The organism is Agrobacterium pusense (genome assembly GCF_013285525.1).
Classification (GTDB): Bacteria; Pseudomonadota; Alphaproteobacteria; order Rhizobiales; family Rhizobiaceae; genus Agrobacterium; species Agrobacterium pusense.
Genome location: NZ_CP053858.1, coordinates 115095 through 133763, shown reverse-complemented (window position 1 = coordinate 133763; position 18669 = coordinate 115095). Strand labels below are relative to the sequence as shown.

Annotated in this window: 18 protein-coding genes and 1 pseudogene; 9 read left to right on the top strand and 10 right to left on the bottom strand. The window is 54.8% G+C overall.

Going from position 1 to position 18669, the window contains the following annotated elements; genetic code table 11:
- Positions 1–1233, bottom strand: coding sequence for an urea ABC transporter substrate-binding protein (locus HQN82_RS23720; RefSeq protein WP_427832755.1), 1233 nt, complete (start codon positions 1231–1233; stop codon positions 1–3).
- A 346-nt stretch (positions 1234–1579) separates the two neighbouring features.
- On the opposite strand from HQN82_RS23720, the gene HQN82_RS23715 reads away from it, so the two are divergent.
- Positions 1580–2671 (top strand): ROK family transcriptional regulator, encoded by a 1092-nt coding sequence (locus tag HQN82_RS23715; RefSeq protein ID WP_173616117.1) that lies wholly within the window; start codon positions 1580–1582, stop codon positions 2669–2671.
- Positions 2672–2785: 114 nt separating this feature from the next.
- On the opposite strand, the gene HQN82_RS23710 is transcribed toward HQN82_RS23715, so the two are convergent.
- Positions 2786–3712 carry a lipid A biosynthesis lauroyl acyltransferase gene (locus tag HQN82_RS23710; protein WP_173616116.1) on the bottom strand — a complete coding sequence of 309 codons (927 nt, stop codon included), beginning with the start codon at positions 3710–3712 and terminating at the stop codon, positions 2786–2788.
- A 252-nt stretch (positions 3713–3964) separates the two neighbouring features.
- Here HQN82_RS23710 and HQN82_RS23705 point away from each other — a divergent pair, with 252 nt between their 5' ends.
- Positions 3965–4390: a winged helix-turn-helix transcriptional regulator gene (locus HQN82_RS23705; RefSeq protein WP_173616115.1), complete on the top strand. Its 426-nt coding sequence runs from the start codon at positions 3965–3967 to the stop codon at positions 4388–4390.
- Positions 4391–4635: 245 nt separating this feature from the next.
- Here the strand turns inward: HQN82_RS23705 and HQN82_RS23700 are convergent, their stop codons facing one another.
- The 3 genes from HQN82_RS23700 to HQN82_RS23690 all read right to left on the bottom strand — a co-directional run bounded on the left by HQN82_RS23700 (position 4636) and on the right by HQN82_RS23690 (position 7001).
- Positions 4636–5607 carry a glutathione S-transferase family protein gene (locus HQN82_RS23700; protein WP_173616114.1) on the bottom strand — a complete coding sequence of 324 codons (972 nt, stop codon included), beginning with the start codon at positions 5605–5607 and terminating at the stop codon, positions 4636–4638.
- 12 nt (positions 5608–5619) lie between these two features.
- Positions 5620–6444, bottom strand: a complete 825-nt coding sequence (ygiD, locus tag HQN82_RS23695; RefSeq protein ID WP_173616113.1) for a 4,5-DOPA-extradiol-dioxygenase — start codon at positions 6442–6444, stop codon at positions 5620–5622.
- 134 nt (positions 6445–6578) lie between these two features.
- The gene (locus tag HQN82_RS23690; RefSeq protein ID WP_173616112.1) at positions 6579–7001 is read right to left on the bottom strand and encodes a DoxX family protein; all 423 of its coding nucleotides are present in this window, start codon (positions 6999–7001) and stop codon (positions 6579–6581) included.
- A gap of 144 nt (positions 7002–7145) precedes the next feature.
- On the opposite strand from HQN82_RS23690, the gene HQN82_RS23685 reads away from it, so the two are divergent.
- Positions 7146–8042, top strand: coding sequence for a LysR family transcriptional regulator (locus HQN82_RS23685; RefSeq protein ID WP_173616111.1), 897 nt, complete (start codon positions 7146–7148; stop codon positions 8040–8042).
- Between the two features lie 245 nt (positions 8043–8287).
- Here the strand turns inward: HQN82_RS23685 and HQN82_RS23680 are convergent, their stop codons facing one another.
- The 5 genes and pseudogenes from HQN82_RS23680 to HQN82_RS23660 form a co-directional block, all read right to left on the bottom strand.
- Positions 8288–8845 carry an NADPH-dependent FMN reductase gene (locus HQN82_RS23680; RefSeq protein WP_173616110.1) on the bottom strand — a complete coding sequence of 186 codons (558 nt, stop codon included), beginning with the start codon at positions 8843–8845 and terminating at the stop codon, positions 8288–8290.
- Positions 8846–8870: 25 nt separating this feature from the next.
- Positions 8871–9719, bottom strand: a complete 849-nt coding sequence (locus tag HQN82_RS23675; protein WP_173616109.1) for an aldo/keto reductase — start codon at positions 9717–9719, stop codon at positions 8871–8873.
- 127 nt (positions 9720–9846) lie between these two features.
- Positions 9847–10791, bottom strand: coding sequence for an aromatic alcohol reductase (locus HQN82_RS23670; RefSeq protein ID WP_173616108.1), 945 nt, complete (start codon positions 10789–10791; stop codon positions 9847–9849).
- Between the two features lie 515 nt (positions 10792–11306).
- Positions 11307–12245, bottom strand: a complete 939-nt coding sequence (locus HQN82_RS23665; protein ID WP_173616107.1) for an ABC transporter substrate-binding protein — start codon at positions 12243–12245, stop codon at positions 11307–11309.
- 74 nt (positions 12246–12319) lie between these two features.
- Positions 12320–12877, bottom strand: a pseudogene (locus HQN82_RS23660) (ABC transporter permease subunit); the annotation flags it as partial.
- Positions 12878–12976: 99 nt separating this feature from the next.
- Here HQN82_RS23660 and HQN82_RS23655 point away from each other — a divergent pair.
- The 6 genes from HQN82_RS23655 (at position 12977) to HQN82_RS23630 (ending at position 18667) form a co-directional block, all read left to right on the top strand.
- Positions 12977–15952, top strand: a complete 2976-nt coding sequence (locus tag HQN82_RS23655) for a Tn3 family transposase (RefSeq protein WP_173616106.1) — start codon at positions 12977–12979, stop codon at positions 15950–15952.
- 218 nt (positions 15953–16170) lie between these two features.
- Positions 16171–16503 (top strand): SH3-like domain-containing protein, encoded by a 333-nt coding sequence (locus HQN82_RS23650; RefSeq protein ID WP_045534782.1) that lies wholly within the window; start codon positions 16171–16173, stop codon positions 16501–16503.
- Complete coding sequence (locus HQN82_RS23645) at positions 16500–17174, top strand: nitrile hydratase subunit alpha (protein ID WP_111791604.1); 675 nt, start codon at positions 16500–16502, stop codon at positions 17172–17174. Before HQN82_RS23650 ends, HQN82_RS23645 begins: the two co-directional genes overlap by 4 nt.
- Positions 17171–17515, top strand: coding sequence for an SH3-like domain-containing protein (locus HQN82_RS23640; protein WP_045534778.1), 345 nt, complete (start codon positions 17171–17173; stop codon positions 17513–17515). Before HQN82_RS23645 ends, HQN82_RS23640 begins: the two co-directional genes overlap by 4 nt.
- Positions 17508–18266, top strand: a complete 759-nt coding sequence (locus tag HQN82_RS23635) for an aquaporin (RefSeq protein ID WP_045534776.1) — start codon at positions 17508–17510, stop codon at positions 18264–18266. The genes HQN82_RS23640 and HQN82_RS23635 overlap by 8 nt, the downstream gene beginning before the upstream one ends.
- Positions 18263–18667: a DUF302 domain-containing protein gene (locus HQN82_RS23630; protein ID WP_045534774.1), complete on the top strand. Its 405-nt coding sequence runs from the start codon at positions 18263–18265 to the stop codon at positions 18665–18667. Before HQN82_RS23635 ends, HQN82_RS23630 begins: the two co-directional genes overlap by 4 nt.
- The last annotated feature ends 2 nt before the right edge of the window (positions 18668–18669 follow it).

Sequence of the window (18669 nt, the reverse complement as noted above, 5' to 3'; positions counted from 1 at the left end):
TCACATGTATGGACTGAACGGAACCGGCTTCGGCGTGTCTTTTGATTGCCAAAGGATATCAAACCCTTGGGCTTCATTGACCGAACCGATAAATACCCCCCGCGAAACGTAGTTGTTTTCGGCTGTCATCTTGATGTCGTAACCCGAGGGGCAATTGAAGCTCAGCCCATCGAAGGCGGCACGAACGGCATCAGGATCGGCCTGACCAGCCTTCTCAACGGCTTTTGCCCACAGGTGGACACCGTCATAGGCTGAGACCATCGGATCGATAACCGTCGTAGGGGAATATGGAAGACCTCCAGCCTTCACGAAATTACTCCAATTCGTCTTGAACGCGGTGTTCGCAGGCGCGTCGGCATTTTGCAGGTAGGCCCAGCAGTTGAGGTGACCGACAAGTGTCGTGGTATCAAGCCCCTCAAGATCCGCCTCAAGCATATCCAGTCCGAGAACTGGAATGTCCGTCGCCTTGATACCCTGATTGATAATTTCCTTTAAAAAGTCAGGGATAGAAGAGCCGACCACCGTAAGGATGATGATGGGCTGGCCACCCGGCTGGTTGATGAATTGGCGGATATCGTTGACGATCGTCTGGAAGTTAGAGAATCCCACAGGAACATAGGTTTCTTTCCACGAGCTTTCGTCGAAACCCTTCGACGCCCAATAGCCCTTGCAAATCTTGTTGATTGTGCGTGGCCACACATAGTCTGAACCAAGCATGAAGAAACGCTTTGCCTCGCCGCCATCAGGGCCCATGAGATATTCAAGTGCTGGCAACACCGAGCTCGCCGGAGGTGAGTTCAGGTAAACGACGTTCTTGGAATTTTCTTCACCTTCGAAGTGCAAAGGATAGAACAGAAGACCGTTGTTCTGCTCCACGACGGGGAGCACCGATTTTCGGGAGACAGACGTCCAGCAGCCGAACAGCGCGGAGCACTGATCCTGCAGCAACAATTGGCGCCCTAACTGAGCATAAAGCGGCCAGTCGGATGCAGGATCGGTCGCCAGTACCTGTACCTGCTTTCCAAGAACCCCACCTTTTGCGTTCAGCTCATCGGCCGCCATTTTTACGACGGCACTCAAACGCCCTTCGATGTTTGCCATTGTTCCTGACGAGGAGAATAGGCATCCGAGCTTTAGCATTTCGGCAGCTTGAACGCGGTTGGCTATCAGGGCGGGCGTGGCAAGGGCGACGCCTGCAGCAGCAGTATTTATAAGGAAACTTCGACGATCCATCATATTGCTCCGATTTAACGGCGACCCACTCGCCCGACACTGCCATCGTTGCAAAGGCCGTGCCAATTTATTTGCGACCCGCAAATAAATGCTAATAGTCTGATTTAGTTCATAATTTTAACGACCTGATGATTTGGAAAAAACCGAGATGTGAAAGAAAACGGGCCAACGCACATAAAGTGTGCATTGCATGCACACATATAGGGCAGATGTAGACCTTGCTTATTCGCTAGCCAGTATTGAATTTCCAGTCTGGATGACGCAAACGTAGCCGGAATGTACTCTCAAAAGTCGCAACATGCTTGTTCCCGCCTCTCGCCTTAAACTGCTAAAGAAGGCTGCTGTCTTGGCAGCAATTCGTCACACGCCAGGGGTGTCCCGGCGAGAACTTGCACGCCAGCTTGAAAGCACCGATTCCAATCTTTCGCGCATTACCCGTGAGTTGATCGCCGACGGCTTTCTTGTCGAAAGCGCGACTGCGCCGAAGGCAGCCCGCGGCCGCCCTAATGTCGGACTCTTTTTGAACGACACAACTATTTTTCTGCTGTGCATCGTGCTTTCAAAATACGAACAAAAAATCTCGATCATTAATCTTCTCGGTCAGCGTATCGCGGAGGACGTCATCTCTGCCCAATTCGATAACCTTTCCGTCGATCTCCTCAACCAGTGCGCATTGATGAGAGATCGCGTAGCAAGCCAACCCAATCTTGGTTATCGAAAACTGTGCGGAATTGAGCTCGTTTCATCCCCTGACCTGCACATCCCGGAAGAACCTGACACTGACGAATGGCTCAGTGCACTGGCGAGCGAGATTGAAACTCGTTTTTCCGCTCCTGTAAGTAGGACTGCCATCGCCGACGCGCTGCATATTGCAGAAACCCGTCAAGAGGCTATCATTCCGAGATCACCGAGCATCATGGTCCATGCTGGGTTTTCGATAGATGTCAGCCTGATTGTCGTCGCCGAAAATTCATCACGAACCATGTTCGAAGGAAGGCTCGACACAGTGAGAACCTTCTATGATTCTATGAGTGGCACCTGGCAGCCATTAGATTGCATCTCTTCCGCCGGGGCTATCCTGAAGCGGCTCGGGCATCTGGATCAAATAAACGCCAGTGGACAAGACGGTTTACGCCTTGGGGTGCCCCATGCGATCAGGCAGGCAAATGCCCGCGATCGTCGGGCAACTCTCATCTTCCGGGAAGCAGGAGAAGCTGTCGGCGCTGCGATTGCAAGCCTACTGGCTATCCTTTCACCGGCGCATGTCATTTTAGCAGGCCCACTCGCCGCTGCAAAGCCATTCGTAGAGGGGATTATTGCCATCCTCTCCAAAAATGAGCCAAGAGGTGATGGGTCAGTCGCTGTAGACGTATCCAAGCTTAGCGATCTGAGAGCAGCAGAACTGGCAGGCCTCGAAGCACTGGTGTTTTCTTCGTAAGATTTGGGTAGAAATTCACGGTCCGCCACTAGATTTGAGGCGACAAGTCAGCCGTCACAAGCCAACTTGCTACTAGGCATCTTCACCAAGGGGTCATAGCGAAGAGCAGTCGCGTCAACGACTTCTGCGATTCCAGCGATCATGGTACCAAAGCCACTGGCTTGGATATTCACGTACCCAACTTTCAACTTTTTCATTCAGAAGCTGGGCCGTCCTTTGAACATCTACGATTCCTCCGTCGTTGCGGGGTATCGACATCTTAGATTCAAGGTGAAGTCTAAATCGATTGTCAGCCAAACGAACACAACGGGCGGGATAAACGTCACAGTTGAATTGCCGCACTAGTTTTGCAAGTAAAGGGTTTGTTAGCACGTCCTGCCCGAAGAACCTGGTCGGGAGGCCCTTCCGGAACTTCTGATCAACCAACACCCCTACACCCCCACCGCGTTCCAATTGACGTGCAAGGGCGAACGATGATCCCGCGTGTGACGGAACAAGGTTTCCCATACGCTCCTTTCGAAAGCTGTGGATTTTTTCCGCGACGTACGGATTATTTGGGGGGCGAAAAAGTGATGTGACGTTCAGGCCAAAAGCAGCTCCAACGACGGCCAGCAACTCGAAATTGCCAGTATGAGCGGTAAAAACGATAAATGGGCGTTTATTGTCGCGAAGCTCTTGAAACTCTTCCATGCCTACGACTTCAATCCTACCGGCTTCAGAGCTTTCGGGATTAAAATCAAATAGCTGGTCCAAGAAAACATACTCGGCGGCAAGCCTACCCATGTGTCCCCAACTCTCCAGCGCGATTTTCTGTCGTTCCTCTTCTGACTTTTCTGGATAGGCCAGCTCCAGATTACGAACAACAAGCTGATGACGCGGCGTCAGGGGTCCGATCTTGCGTGCGACACCGTCTGCAAACCTGATTGCTGGATCGACAGGAAAGCGTTTCAGCACACTCAGAAAAGTGAAAGCTGTCGTAGCGTTTAGCCACTGGCGGGACTTTTCGACGCGAAATGCCAGCTGCCTAAGATATTTTCTCATTCTACTCTTCATATTTAACGGTCAAGCAATGCAGCCGTATCGGGTCTTGAGACCGGATTTTTTGATGATTACTCCAAAAGACCAATTGCTTAATCCTAACGCATTTACATATGACAAAGTCGTAATAGACGTTTTTCTTCTCGCAGCAATCGCGGATTTCCCCTAAAATGTCGTCATTATTACGCAGTTGGTTCTGGCATATTTTTGAAGGGCTCGTAAGAAGGCACACATTTGATACCAAGGTACGGGAAGATGACGAGAGACGAAATTCTAAGCTATTCTCAAGCGGTGTGCGATGGTCTCAGAGAAGATGAAGACGGTGTGAGACGCGAGGTTTTGACCCACGCAGGAAACCGCTGGTCGCTAGGCGTCATCCATACACTGGGTGTATATGGCAGACTACGTCACGCTGATATCGGGCGAAGGATGCATGGTGTCACCCAAAGAATGCTGACACGTACCCTACGACAACTGGAAAGAGACGGTCTCGTCACACGCTATGATTTGGTGGAGATGCCACCCCGCGTTGAATATGAGCTCACGGAGCTGGGAATGGGGCTACTGATCCGTATGATCCCGCTTTGGACATGGGTGGTGGAAAATTCAGATGAGTTTCGAAAATCTCGCGACGAATACGACTCCCAGCCGCCTGAAAAACCGTCCTGGCAGCGATTCTAGCGGCACAGAGGCATACGGAGACGAGAGCCGGTTTCGCCGCTTTGGCATAAAGACGACGATTCCTCCACGCTCTGCGCCTGTGACTGCCCCCGAACGGTAGTACTCATTGGCAGTGCCTTGACCTCCACCAGAGGGTGAACGCTCTGAAACTTCGCAGAAAAGACGCAACCTGCGCGACGTAGAAGTATCAATTAGAACTGTCGAACATCAGGCAGAATATTTTCGATCCTGCGAAAAAAGGTCAGTTACCTCCCGTCGACTGACGCAAGCAATCGCCGGACGTGATCCGGTCCCACCGGGCGGATACCTCTCGGATTGAGAGCTTTAATGGAGTAGTAACCGCGGATGATATGATCCAGATTGACGGTTTCGGAAACACCTGGAAGCTTCAATATCCGTTCCATGTAAGCGGACAGTCGCGGATAGTCAGCGATCTGTCTGCGATTAACTTTGAACAGGCCGTGATAAGCCGCATCGAAGCGGATAAGCGTGACAAACACGCGGATGTCTGTTTCCGTCAACGCGTCGCCGAACAGATAACTTCCCTCGAGACGTCCTTCCAGCATGTCTAGGACCTCGAACACGCCTCCCACGGCTTCATCATAGGCATCCTGCGATGTTGCAAAGCCTGCCCTGTAGACGCCGTTGTTCAATTTCTCGTAGATCGGCGCATTAAGGTTGTCGAGCTGATCCGTAAGGTCGGCGGGGTAAAGCCGCAGCGTTGACGGTACAATAGTCTCAAAAGCAGTGTCCAGCATACGGAGGATATCGCTGCTTTCGTTGTTCACCATAACGTTTCGCTTCGTGTCCCAGAGGACTGGAACGGTCGCCCGGCCGGTATAGGTCGGGTTCGCCCGAGTATAGATCTGATGAAGATAATGCGACCCGAAAACGGGGTCCTCATCAGTGTCTGTGTAGCCGCCGAACGCCCATCCCTGTGTCGTCAGTTCAGGATTGAGGACGGTCACGTCAATGACATTCTCAAGCCCCTTAAGCTTGCGGGCCATCAACGTTCGCGAGGCCCACGGGCAAATAAGCGCGACATAAAGGCGGTAGCGTCCTGCCTCCGCCTCAAACCCTCCGCCGCCGGTTGGACCCGGTAATCCATCCGCCGTAATCCAGTTCCGAAAGTCCGAGACCTGACGGATGAAGCGCCCCTGTTCATCCTTGTGTTGGACGGGCTGCCAGTCCTCCGTCCAGGTACCGTTCACCAGCATGCTCGTCTACCTTTATCTTGTGTGGAATATGAATGACCGCATCGAAACGGCACCCATATCGATGCTCTCAGTCATGAACGTGAGCGCGTCGCGCGGATCAGACGCACCGGCGACCGTCAACGAAGGGATGTAATGCTCAGACGTCGGATGTGCGACTCCGAAAAGAGCGCCAAACCGCTTGCGATCTGCAAGAGCCGAAAAGTCTCGATTTTCGAGCGCGTTTGCAAACACGGCGTCGAATTCGAGTGCCCAGTCATGCGGTTTTCCACCCATACGCAGGGCGCGCAGATTGTGAACCACGTTTCCGGATCCGAGTATCAGCACACCCCTATCGCGCAAGGCGGAAAGCGCGTTGCCGATTGCAAGATGTTCTCCAAAATCGCTCATCACGTCGATGGAGAGCTGAAACACCGGCACGTCAGCTTCCGGATACAGAAATTTCAGGACCATCCAGGCACCATGGTCAAGGCCCCATCTGTCGTCTTCCTGCGAATGGTGGCTCGCGAGAATACTAGCCACTTCGCGCGCCAGACCAGGATCGCCGTGGACGGGGTAATTCTGCTCGAACAAGGCCTGCGGGAAGCCATGGAAGTCGTGAATTGTGCGCGGCATGGCCGAGACATCGACAAGTGTCGTGCCGCGCGTCATCCAGTGCGCGGACACGACGAGGATCGCTTGCGGTCGCGGCAACGCCCGGCCGAGTTCCGCCCAACTTCTGCTGTAACCGGTATCCTCGATCACGTTCATCGGATTGCCGTGACCCAGAAAGACCAGCGGCATGCGGTCGGAAGCCTTCAGCCTATCCTTTAGGCCTTCCAGTTTTTGTCCAACACTCATCTTCGTCCTCACATCCTACAATGCCAGCTTCCGCTTGCACGCACGATATCGTTGCACCGGATCCTCGAGACATTTGAGCGATCCCGATTTTCAGCTCATTGCCGTCGGGGAAAAGCGCGGCTTTCGCCGCGCCGTCAGGCAAATCTCCCGAGCAACCGTTCCACGACCGGAACTTTCAGCCGCAAGGCACCACCACCCAAGAGAATAAGCGCGACCTGCAGCACGGACCACAAGGCCGGATATTCCCAACCTCCGCCCGGATTGTTAAACGCCCAACCGTTGCCAGCATGAACCGGAATTGCGCCCAGAAGAACAGGTAGCGTCGCGAGCGCCGCTGCTCTCGTTCCAACGCCAAGGACAAGCGCGATCCCGCCAGCCAATTCCGCAAACATCGCGAGATAGGCGAAGAAGCCGGGAAAACCCACGCTCTCGAAAAAGGCCACTGTCCCCGGAACGGTGAAGACAAAAACCTTAATCAGGAAATGGCCTATCAGATAGGCGCCGGAAAAAATCCGTAGCAGGAGCGCTGCATAGGATGCACCTGTGTTTTCAATCATTTTTTCTCTCTATTTTAGCTGCATTCGGTAGGATTGTTGCGCTAACCCAAACCTGATGACCGAACTTAGCCCTTGCGGGCCTCCAACGATATGGCGATTATATGGAATTACTTTCTCCATTTTGTTCCGAATAGGGGTAATTGCGTGGATATCATTGATGGACTTCGAGCCTTCGTGGCTACCGCACAGACCGGTTCTTTCACCGAGGCCGCGAACCGGATGGGGATATCGAACCGGTTGACTTCAAAATACGTCGCGGAACTGGAAGCGCATCTTGGCGTGCGTCTTCTGCAACGCACGACTCGCCGGGTGGGCTTAAGTCCGGCCGGCGAAAATCTGCTGGCGCGCGCGCCAGCCCTACTGGGCGAACTCGATGACGTGCTGGCGGATGTATCAGAAGATTCGCGTGGACATTCCGGGGTAATCCGGATCTCAGCGCCGATCACGTTCGGGGAGAAATATGTCACGGAGATGCTCGGCCGCTTCGTGGCGAAACATCCTGCCTTGACTCTGGATATACGGTTGAGTGACACCTACACCGACCTTGCCAAGGACGGAATTGACGTTGCATTCCGCATCGGCGCGACCCAGTCGTTGTCTATCAAAACGCTCAAGCTCGGCAATATCCGGGTGATGGCCGCCGCTTCGCCGGCGTATGTCGCCCGCAACGGGGAACCCCAATCCCCAGGCGATATCGCCAATCACGCTTGTATCGTCGACACAAACCGAAGAAGCCCGTATTTATGGGGTTATTCGCGGAATAACCAGGATTACAGCGTTAGCGTCAAAGGCCGATTTCTGGTCAATTCGGCATCTGCCGCTTGCTCACTGGCGGCAGCAGGACATGGCATTACCTACAGCCCGAGATTTGCACTCGCAGAAGGTTTGGCAAACGGACGACTCGTACAGTTGATCCCTGATTACAACGGTGAGATTATTCCCGTCAGTGCGGTGTACCTCGAGGGAAGGGCGCTGCCTCGAAAAGTACGTGCGCTCATTGATTTCGCGAAAAATGACATGCAGCGGTATGAAGTGCTGTAAAACCGCGAGTTGATCGCGGGCTCATTACCCTCTACAGACCGTTCAACACTCGTTGAGAACGGAACGCGCAGATTGTGCCAATCTCCACGACACTCTGCATAAAGCCAAACCAATATTCTGCTCTAATGCCGGAAGACGTCACGCTCACTGCGACGTCACAAAATGGCGTGCAGTTTTCACAGCATGTAGCGCGCCAGCCTGACGATGATGGAGGGGGAATCACAAGTCCCCCCGCTCCAGTGTGCTCAATATTGGTTAGCTACGTTCTTTCTTACGAAGGCGGCAAATCCGTCCATCCAGCCTTGAAAGAAGCCACGGCTTTCGACCTTGAAGTTTCCATCCGCGTCCAGCAGATCGTCCGTCCATTGAATATATGCTTCGGGCTGGCCGAACGTCGGCATGTTCAGGAAAGCGAGGATATTGCGCAGGTGTTGCTGCGCATTCGAAGTTCCGATGGCACCCGGTGAGACACCGACAATACCGGCCGGACGGCCCGACCAGGACGTGCCGCCATAAGGGCGGGAACCATGATCCAGAGCGTTCTTCAGCACGCCTGGTATCGAGCGGTTATATTCCGGCGTGACGAAGAGGACTGCGTCAGCAGCCTCAACCGACGATTTCATCTGCCGGACTTCTTCTGCCTGATTGCTATCGTGATCCTGATTATAGAGCGGCAGCTTTCCGATTGGCACCTCGAAAAACTCAAGATCTTCTGGAGCAAGGCGGATAAGTGCCTCAGCAACACGGCGATTGGTTGAATCTTGGCGTAGGCTGCCAATGATCGTTGCGATACGATAGGTCATGTTTAATCCTTAAGGTTATGAGCGGTCAGGACTCAATACGTCCGCGCTCGCTTTCGTAGGTCATCGGATCAAGGCCGAACGAACTTTGGTTTTGATCCAGTGAGGAGATGCGGGTCATATCTGCGTGTGACAGCTCGAAATCCCAGGCTGCAAAGTTGTCTGCCAGGTGCCTGGTGTTTGCAGCCTTGGGGATCACAACCAAGCCGCTTTGCAGATGCCAGCGCAGCACGACTTGAGCCGGCGAACGCTTCACACTTTTTGCAATGTCGATAATTTCTTCATTTGTCAGCACGAGACCGTGTTCTAACGGGCTCCAAGCTTGTGTTAGAATACCCTTGGTCCCGTTGTATTCTCGTACGTTGCGTTGTTGGAAGCGCGGGTGCAACTCTACCTGGTTTATGACCGGGTAAACGCCGGTTTCGCCCGCAATCCTCTCAATCAGGTCTGGCGTGAAATTTGCCACGCCGATTGATCGAACCCGACCCTCTTCTTGCAATCGCACGAGGGCTCGCCAGCTATCACCATACAATTCCTTGGCGGGTTGCGGCCAATGGATGAGGTAGAGATCGATTTTTCCAATTGCCCGCGCACTGGCGTCGAAGGCCCTGAGTGCCTGGTCGTAGCCGTGCATACCGTCCGGCAATTTTGTTGTCACGAAGACATCGTTTCTGTCGATGTCGAGGGACCGCAGGCCTTCACCGACCTCCGCCTCGTTGCCGTAGACTGTCGCCGTGTCGAAGTGCCGATATCCTACATTGACCGCCTCGCGCATCAACTCGGGCAACGTCCCTTCGGGTACGTACATCACACCCAACCCCATCTGAGGGATGGATGCGCCATCGCGCATCAGCACCGTTCGTGCAATGTTGTTCATCGTTTGCTCCTCATATTTTGTCGGAGAAAGGCTTTAGCTGGTAGCGCCCTTCAGCAAGGTGGCAGCCGAAGCGTCTTGGAAAGACCTCTACGGACTGCTCGGCTGCCACCAATGCATCTGATCCGCGTTACTTGCTGGCTAAATTGGCGTCAATCCAATCGGACACATCCGTGACCTTGATGCCTTCGCGTACATTGAAAGTGCCGGATTTGTCCCATGCCATGCCGCGCCCAATGCCAAACGCTGCGCGGTACTTGCGCATCATGTTCTGAGGGTCCTTTGCCAACTCTTCCATCAAGACTGGCACGGTCCACTCGGATCGGCTGAAGGACCGGTTCAAACCCGCTTCCAGCTTGTCGGCAAGCTCGCCATAGGTGACGGTATCGCCTGCTAGGAAAACGATCTCGTTGCTAATGGTCGGCTCGTAGAAGACAATTTCAGCAGTGAGCACACCGATGTCCTCAGGCGTTGTCACCGTAACAGCCGTATCGAAACTGCCAAGGGCTCTGACCGCGCTCTTTTCCAGATCAACGACGCCAAACTCCGGCTCGAACAGATAGCTCATGAACATGCCGGTGGAGATGATAACCCATTCGGTCTTGTCCTGAGATCGCAGAAGTTCACGAACGTCGAGTTGCGCATCGAAGATATCCTGCGGGCCGCCTCGACCGATCGCTTCGAAATCGACACCGAACTGCCATGGGAAATAGCGCGGAATCCCTGACTGCAACGCCGCCTTTGCTAACTTCATCGGCGTGTTGATCCCTGCCGCATAGCCCGTGCAGCCGATTACTGTGTCATATTGCGAAAACAGGGATGCCAACTCGTCTATTGAGCTCTTCACCAGATCGCCCACGACGATCTCAATCCCCAAGTCGCGAATTTCGGTGACGTCACGCTGCTTGGCTGGCGAGTCAGACTCTACAGCGCTAGCGCGCAGCAGCACGCTTATCTTCGTTGCGTCGATGTCCTTGGCGCGATGCGCCAAGTTCCGCAAGACTGGCATGCCGAGTTCCCCGGCTCCCAGCACGAGAATGTTCCGTGACTTCACAGTGGAAACTGTTTTATTCATCTTTATAATCCTTCGAAAAATCTGATGCCGCCACTAATTGGCAATATGAACGCATCAAGAAAAGAAGGTACATGCATGATACTGCCATGAAATTGCCGGTCAGTACTGCTTCCTCATTGTTTCCCCACACTCCGCCACAAGCTCACGAATGATGATGGTGCGCAACGTCCAATGGCGTTAATTGATTTGGCAATCGACCGGGATTTCAACTGGCGTTGCCCCCTGATTTGTCCGCACCCACGTACGCGGAGGACACCCAGGAGCGTCCTATTGCAAACCCATTTTTGGGAGAGTTAAGTAGCCGAACGGGCTAAAACCTGACAGACAATCTCTGAATCGATGCGCTCGTGAAAAAGCTGCGCTAGAATTATTTTTTGCAGAGTGTCGGCTTTGGCTATGGCCAAAGCCGACGGCATGGAAGTGGTTCTTCAAGCAAACCCGGAAGGCTTTAAAACCGAAGCAGGGCGGTGAATTAGCGGTGGGTCCGCAGATCCCTCAATGTTCGCAGAAGTTGGCTAATTGCGCTTGGCCTCCCAACCTCTGTATTGGGCGACATTGTCTCGCGTGACGAGCTTGGGTTCAAGCAGCACGATCGGCTTTTCCGGCTGTTCGCCATTCAGCACCTTGTAACCGAGTTCAACGGCCGTGCTCGCCATGATGTAAGGGTCCTGACTTGCCGTTGCTTGGATCGCAGGGTTAGAAGGATCTTTGAGTTCCGCTTCCAGATCGGGGGCGCCATCGACAGATGCGATTATGATACCCTGACGATTGAGCTGTTTCATTGCCAGGGCACTACCGATCGATTGAGGATCGGCAACCGCGAAGACGGCATCGATCTTCGGGAAGCGCGTAAGCTGGGACTGCATCACCGACAAGCCACCATCGCGCGAACTCTTTCCGTCCTGATCGTCGGACAAAACCTTGATGCCCGGATTGGCGGAAAATACCTCTTTGCACCCCTTAACCCGATCGATAATCGCCGAATTCTGCGGCCCGTTTTGAATAATCACATCACCCTTGCCTTTAAGCTTCTCGACGATAAATTTACAGGCAACCTCCCCAGCCTTGACGTTGTCAGTCGTTACGGTCAGGTCCGCGCCTTTTGCGGCGGTGTCGACTGATACGACCACGATACCGGCGTTCTTGGCCTTCTTGATCGAAGGCGCAAGTGCATTTGGGTCGCCCGGATTGAGCAAGATCATTTGAACCCCGGCTGCGATGAAGCTTTCTATCTGGTCGACTTGTTTGTTCAGGTCCTGCTCGAAGCCGACGGTGGTGACTTTAACATTAGGATTGATTTTCTTCGCTTCCGCTTCAGCGCCATTTGCCAAAGCGACAAAAAATGGATTCCCCAGAGATGCCAGCGAAATCCCGATTGACTTTAATTCGCTAGCAGAGGCGATTGAGCTGCCGATTGTTAGAACTGATACTGCGGTAAGAAGAAGGCGTTTCATGTTATGTTCCCTTTTTTTGTCGGCTTTTGAAAGTCCAGGAAACGGCCGAAGCGTTTTACTGGCACCGACCTGAATCAAGTCCGAGCGGAACCTTTCAGGCGATAGCGATCGAGGGCAACAGCCCCGATAATGACGAAACCCTTGATGATAAACTGCCAGACGTCAGACACACCGGTCAGTATGAGTCCGTTTGAGAGTACGGCGATGATGAGTGCGCCAATCAGTGTTCCCCAGATCGTGCCGACCCCTCCAACGAAACTTGTTCCGCCAAGGATCACCGCTGCAATGGCGTCAAGTTCGTAGCCTTGGCCAAGTTGTAAGCCATTGGCCGCCAGCAATCTTGTGGAAGACATAACGCCGCCCAATCCCGCGAGCAGCCCCGATGCGATATATGCGAAAAGAAGGATAACCCAGACCTTGATGCCCGACAGACGCGCGGCGACCTCATTGCCGCCAACTGCGTAGATCCGGACGCCAAGAGCCGTGAAACGCAGGATGAACCATGACACCAGAATGACCGCGACGGCTATGACGGTGAGCCAAGAGAGGGGTCGGAACAAGAGCAGTCCGAAATCGTACGCTAAGGTCGAACGAAACCGGAACGATACCGTAGATCGGATGTGCAACATCCGATCTCTGTGGATTGCCATCGACATGCGCCAATTTTGATTTCTCTGTCCGGCCCGACTCGACAACGCTTCGAGCAGATTGCTCATCAATGGAGTCGGGCGATGGCAAAGCGCAAGCTTCTTAAAGATCAAGATCGACGGAAGCTTGTCGACATACCAGTCGACGAGGATAACCTAATCCGACACTATTCGTTGTCATTGGCGGATCGCCTGGAGATTGAACTGCGGAGACGTAATCACAATCGGCTTGGCTTTGCCATTCAGCTATGTCTGATGCGATACCCGGGTCGAGTGCTGGGGGCAGAAGAAACTCCGCCTCGCGCCATGCTGAAGTATGTTGCTGATCAGATCGGCGCCGCTCCAGACGAATTTGCCCTCTATGCACGCCGCGAAGAAACCCGTCGGGATCATATGGCGCGGCTAATGGTGTATCTGGATACGAGAAGCGCGACGCTGCAAGATCGCCGCGCCGCGCTATTGGCGGCAATTCAAGCGGCGACCATGTCCGACGACGGTGCTGCGATAGTTAGTTCGACTGTCGCCGCGTTTCGCGAACGCGGCGCTCTTCTGCCGGCGATCGACACGATCGAACGCATCGGCCTTGCCGGCCGTGCCATAGCCCGGCGGCGAGCAGAAAGAACCCTGATTGAAGACATCCCACTCGATAGGCTTCAATCACTGGATAGGCTGTTAGAGGTTGACCCGTCGATCGGCCAGACCCGCTTTCATTGGCTGCGTTCGGCACCAGAAGCGCCGGCCGCGTCGAACCTCGTCGGGCTGACCGAGCGGATAGCCTTTCTGCGGCGGCTGGAGATCGATCCGGAACTGCAGGCGCGCGTGTCATCCGGACGGTGGGACCAGATGATCCGGGAGGGCAACGCAACGCCGGCCTGGCTTGCCAACGACTTCAACGCCAGCCGTCGCCACGCTCTGATCGTGGCCCAAGTCATCAAGCTTTGCCAGAAGCTCACGGACGATGCGGTGACGATGTTCATCAAGCTGATGGGTAAATTGTTCTCGCAAGCCAACAATCGAAAGAAGCAGCGACAGATGGACTGCAGAGCGAATACCGCCAAAGCGCTGCGCATGTTTCTAGATACGATCACCGCACTGCAGTCCGCCAACGACTATGGTCGGAACGCATTGGATGTTCTCGACCAGAAAGTCGGTTGGGACCGGCTGCTTCGGATGAAGCCTGAGCTTGAGTCGATGGTCGACGACAACGAGGCACCGCCGTTGACCGTGGCAGCCGAACAATACGCGACCGTCCACAAATACATTGGTGCATTTCTTCAGGCCTTCACGTTTCGCTCGGCGTATCGCCACGACCCGCTTCTGGCGGCAATTGCGCTGCTGAAACGGCTTTATGCCGAGAAGCGGCGGACACTCCCTGATCGCGTGCCGCTCACCCATCTCAGCCAAACTGATCGACGGCTTATCTTCGAACAAGGGAAACCTGATCGCCGTCTCTACGAGATCGCCACGCTAGCGGCTTTGCGAGACCGGCTTAGATCTGCGGACATTTGGGTCGACGGCAGCCGATCTTTCCGGCCGATTGACGAGCATCTGATGCCGCGGTCGACATTCATCACGATGAAGGAAGAAGATCGTCTCGGTTTGGGGGTCCAAGGCGACGGCGCGCAGTGGCTTGCTGAAGCGTGCCAGATGCTCGAGTTCAACCTGCAGCGTCTTGCGCACAGCGCACGATCCGGAAAGCTCGAAGGAGTTCGTCTTGAGGCCGGAACGTTGATCGTCACACCAACTGCCAGCGAAGTCCCCGTGGCAGCAGAGGAACTGAATGCCGAGATCAGCGATATGTATCCGCTGGTCGAGGTTCCCGACTTGTTAAGGGAAGTGCATGAATGGACCGGCTTTGCGGATCACTTCACGCATGTTCGCACCGGCGACATCCCGAAAAATGTCTCTGCCATGCTCGCTGGTGTACTGGCCGATGCGACGAACCTCGGCCCAAAGCGAATGGCGGGCGCATCCAAGGGGATCAGCGCTCACCAGATTGGGTGGATGCGCACATTCCATGCCCGATCGGAGACCTACCGCGCGGCGCAAGCGTGCATCACCGATGCCCACACCCAGCATCCGCATTCGCGCCTTTGGGGCAATGGCACAGCGTCGTCGTCCGATGGCCAATTCTTCCGTACGAGCGACCGGGCTGCAAAGCGCGGCGACATCAATTTGCATTACGGTAGCGAGCCCGGATCGAAATTCTATAGCCATCTGTCAGATCAATACGGCTACTTCAGCATTTTGCCCATCAGTCCGACCGAGAGCGAGGCGGCCTATGTGCTCGATGGGCTCTTCGATCAGGACACGGTCCTCGACATTCAGGAACACTTTACCGACACGGGCGGTGCCAGTGATCATGTCTTCGGGCTGTTTGCCTTGATCGGAAAGCGGTTCTCACCGCGACTGCGCAATCTCAAAGACCGGAAGTTCCACACGTTTGAGAAGGGCGATGCATATCCAACCCTGTCGAACCATATCGGGGCGCCGATCAACACCGCCCTGATTCTCGACCATTGGGACGATCTGCTCCATCTCGCGGCGTCGATCACGACGCGGTCCGTGGTACCGTCTACGATCCTCAAGAAACTGTCCGCATCTCCGAAGCAAAGCCATCTCGCGAGGGCGCTCCGCGAACTAGGCCGTATCGAAAGGTCGCTCTTCATGATCGAATGGTACTCAAGTCCGGCATTGCGGCGACGCTGTCAGGCCGGCCTCAACAAGGGTGAGGCTGCCCATAAGCTGAAACGCGCTGTCTTCTTCCACGAGCGAGGCGAGATCCGCGACCGGTCGTTCGAAAGCCAGGCGTTCCGCGCCTCTGGTCTCAACCTCGTCGTCAGCGCGATCGTCCACTGGAATACAGTCTATCTTGACCGTGCAATCACACAGCTGAAGCGAGCGGGTCGAGATATTCCTGATACTCTGTTGAAACACATCTCGCCGCTCAGTTGGGAGCATATCAATCTTACCGGCATCTACACCTGGGATGCCGAACATCAGATGCCGAACGGATTTCGATTGCTCCGTCTGCCAGCTAGGCTGCAGCGGGTCGCATAAGTTCTCATTCCGTTCGTCCTTAGCGTACGATTCCGGACTGCTCTTGTTCTGACCCCGTAAAACAGGAACAGCAGGAATAATCTTGTACGATGTAGCTGCGACATCGGGGCGCGAGATGTCGTCCACTTGCGTTACCGCCGGAACCGCGACTGCTGAATTTTACAATATCATTCAGAGCGACGACTTCAGTTTGGGGCTCCAAATGAAGGAGCGTTGAAATGACTGCACAGTCGATAGCGCAAACTGTCACGCCCGCCCTTGGAGAAGTTCCTGACTTCCAAGTTGGCGAACGTGTGAAAACGGCAGTGCGCTTTCCAGTCGGCCACTACCGACTTCCCACTTACCTCCGCGGCAAGGCCGGTATCGTTGAACGAGTCATCCCGACGATGGGTGTCGACAACGAGGAGGAAGGCTATGGCCGGAATGCCGGGTCGAAAGGTCATTACTACCGTATTGCGATCCCGATGACCGAAATCTGGGCTGAGTACAAGGGCCAAGCAACAGACGGCCTGAGGATCGAAGTCTTTGAAACCTGGCTCGAAAGGATTTGACCTTGCACGACGACAATCACGATCACGATGAGCACGATCATCATCACGACCACGCGCATCCGCATGAAGACATCTCCGTCACGGAGCCTCCCAGTTATTACGACATGATGGAAACAGCGGTTCGCGAGCTTCTCGTCGAACGCAAATTGTTCGGCGCAGACGAAATCCGGCGACAGATCGAAGTCTTGGATTCCCGCACGCCGGCACTCGGTGCGAAGGTCGTTGCGCGAGCCTGGGTCGACGACGAATTCCGCAAACGTCTACTCGATGACGGGCGAAAGGGTTGCGAGGAACTGGGCATCACGTTCTACGACGACACGCAGTTGATCGTTCTGGAAAACACGCCTGAAGTCCACAACCTCATCGTCTGCACGCTGTGCTCGTGCTACCCGCGACCCGTACTGGGCTTGCCGCCGGACTGGTACAAGCTCAAGCCGTATCGGGCCCGAGCCGTTTACGAACCTCGTGCTGTTCTCGAGGAGTTCGGGACGCACATTCCCGATGATGTCGAGATCGTCGTCAGCGATTCCACGGCCATGGTTCGTTACCTCGTGCTGCCGATGCGGCCGGCGGGTACTGAAGGACTATCTGAAGAGGAACTTGCTGCACTGGTGACGCGCGACGCGATGATCGGCGTCATCCCTGTCGAATATCAAAAGAGGGTTGCATGATGTCCAGCGAAGGCCTCGTAAAGAAACTCCCCAATGATATCGGCGGGGAAATTGGCGGAAAAATTGAACGTGTCGAACACGAACTTCTGCCGTGGGAAAAGCGCTGCCACGCACTCGCGGACGTCCTTGATTTTCACAAGATCATCAATACCGAGGAGAAGCGCCGCGGCGTCGAAGCGCTCGGCTCGGAGATGATCGGGAAGCTCTCCTATTATGAGCGCTGGATCATCGCCTTCGCGAACATCCTGTTCCAGAAAGGTATTCTGACCCCGAGTGATATCGCCACCAAAATGGCTGAAGTCGAGGCGCGCTCGAAGTCACAAGGCCAAGCTAATGGCTGACCTCACAGTGACGCGCGAAGCGGCTTGCTTCTTCGAGGCAGATGGGACGATACCGGTACTCAGGCGTTCGTTTGTCGAGGCAGTCGGGACTTGCTTGCTGGCGGTTGCGATGGTGGGCTCCGGCCTCACCGTCGAGCACAAGCTCGCGGGGGAACCGATCGCCACATCGCTCGTTATCGCGATCTCGATCGCCGGTTCGCTAGTGGGATTGATCATCGCTCTCGGAAAAGTTTCCGGGGGCCACTACAACCCCTTGATCACTGTCGGGCAGTGGCTCCGAGGTGAACGTCCGACTACATGCACGATCGCGTATGTAATCGCCCAGATGTTGGGCGGGGCCCTTGGCGCGATCATTGCCACAACGATGTTCGGAGCATCCTCCAGTCCGATCATGGGCCACACGCCCTCACTTGGCCTAGTCATTAGCGAGATTGTAGCTTCAACGGGCCTGCTTACGATCGTCATCGGTTGCGGACGCAGTGGCAAGCCAGATACGGGTCCGTTCGCCGTTGGTGCCTGGCTTGTTGCAGCCATTTTAGCCACGCCTTCAACGTCTTTTGCCAATCCCGCGGTCACTCTTGCCGCAGCGTTCGCCGCTGGCCCGGTCGCGTTGAGCGTGGCGTCCGCGGCTACGTTTGCCGTGGCTCAGGTTGTCGGTTTGCTTGTGGCGCTTGGTATCACCAAAGTCGCGTTCGAGAATACGCGGGACATACCTCGCCAACGTCGTCCAATTTCGAGGTCAGCCCAATGATCAGACCTGAGGGTATGACGGCCCTGGAGACCCGGCTACCGCCGAGCATTGTGATCGAGCGGTTTCGTTCCGCGGTGGAAAGGGCCGGAATGAAAGTATTTGCTCTCATCGACTTCGCAGCGGACGCAAGGGATGCCGGGTTGGTTATGGAGGACGCAGTGCTACTCATCTTCGGCAATCCGAAAGTCGGCACTCTTCTGCTCATCGACGCGCCGCATTCAGGTATCGATCTGCCGCTCAAGGCACTTGCGTGGACCCATCAAGGTAAACAGTGGCTGTCGTACAACGAGCCTGCCTATATCGCGCGACGACATGGCCTCTCGATCGACGGGCCAATTCAGAAGATGTCCGAGGCACTCAAATCCGCTGCAATTGCGGCCACCAGCAACGAAGTATCCTAAGA

What these genes read in the sequence shown, in the direction of transcription:
- HQN82_RS23720 (WP_427832755.1), bottom strand. Translation starts at nt 1,233, where the DNA reads ATGGATCGTCGAAGTTTCCTTATAAATACTGCTGCTGCAGGCGTCGCC.
- HQN82_RS23710 (WP_173616116.1), bottom strand. Translation starts at nt 3,712, where the DNA reads ATGAGAAAATATCTTAGGCAGCTGGCATTTCGCGTCGAAAAGTCCCGC.
- HQN82_RS23705 (WP_173616115.1), top strand. Translation starts at nt 3,965, where the DNA reads ATGACGAGAGACGAAATTCTAAGCTATTCTCAAGCGGTGTGCGATGGT.
- HQN82_RS23700 (WP_173616114.1), bottom strand. Translation starts at nt 5,607, where the DNA reads ATGCTGGTGAACGGTACCTGGACGGAGGACTGGCAGCCCGTCCAACAC.
- ygiD (WP_173616113.1), bottom strand. Translation starts at nt 6,444, where the DNA reads ATGAGTGTTGGACAAAAACTGGAAGGCCTAAAGGATAGGCTGAAGGCT.
- HQN82_RS23690 (WP_173616112.1), bottom strand. Translation starts at nt 7,001, where the DNA reads ATGATTGAAAACACAGGTGCATCCTATGCAGCGCTCCTGCTACGGATT.
- HQN82_RS23680 (WP_173616110.1), bottom strand. Translation starts at nt 8,845, where the DNA reads ATGACCTATCGTATCGCAACGATCATTGGCAGCCTACGCCAAGATTCA.
- HQN82_RS23675 (WP_173616109.1), bottom strand. Translation starts at nt 9,719, where the DNA reads ATGAACAACATTGCACGAACGGTGCTGATGCGCGATGGCGCATCCATC.
- HQN82_RS23670 (WP_173616108.1), bottom strand. Translation starts at nt 10,791, where the DNA reads ATGAATAAAACAGTTTCCACTGTGAAGTCACGGAACATTCTCGTGCTG.
- HQN82_RS23665 (WP_173616107.1), bottom strand. Translation starts at nt 12,245, where the DNA reads ATGAAACGCCTTCTTCTTACCGCAGTATCAGTTCTAACAATCGGCAGC.
- HQN82_RS23655 (WP_173616106.1), top strand. Translation starts at nt 12,977, where the DNA reads ATGGCAAAGCGCAAGCTTCTTAAAGATCAAGATCGACGGAAGCTTGTC.
- HQN82_RS23650 (WP_045534782.1), top strand. Translation starts at nt 16,171, where the DNA reads ATGACTGCACAGTCGATAGCGCAAACTGTCACGCCCGCCCTTGGAGAA.
- HQN82_RS23640 (WP_045534778.1), top strand. Translation starts at nt 17,171, where the DNA reads ATGATGTCCAGCGAAGGCCTCGTAAAGAAACTCCCCAATGATATCGGC.
- HQN82_RS23635 (WP_045534776.1), top strand. Translation starts at nt 17,508, where the DNA reads ATGGCTGACCTCACAGTGACGCGCGAAGCGGCTTGCTTCTTCGAGGCA.
- HQN82_RS23630 (WP_045534774.1), top strand. Translation starts at nt 18,263, where the DNA reads ATGATCAGACCTGAGGGTATGACGGCCCTGGAGACCCGGCTACCGCCG.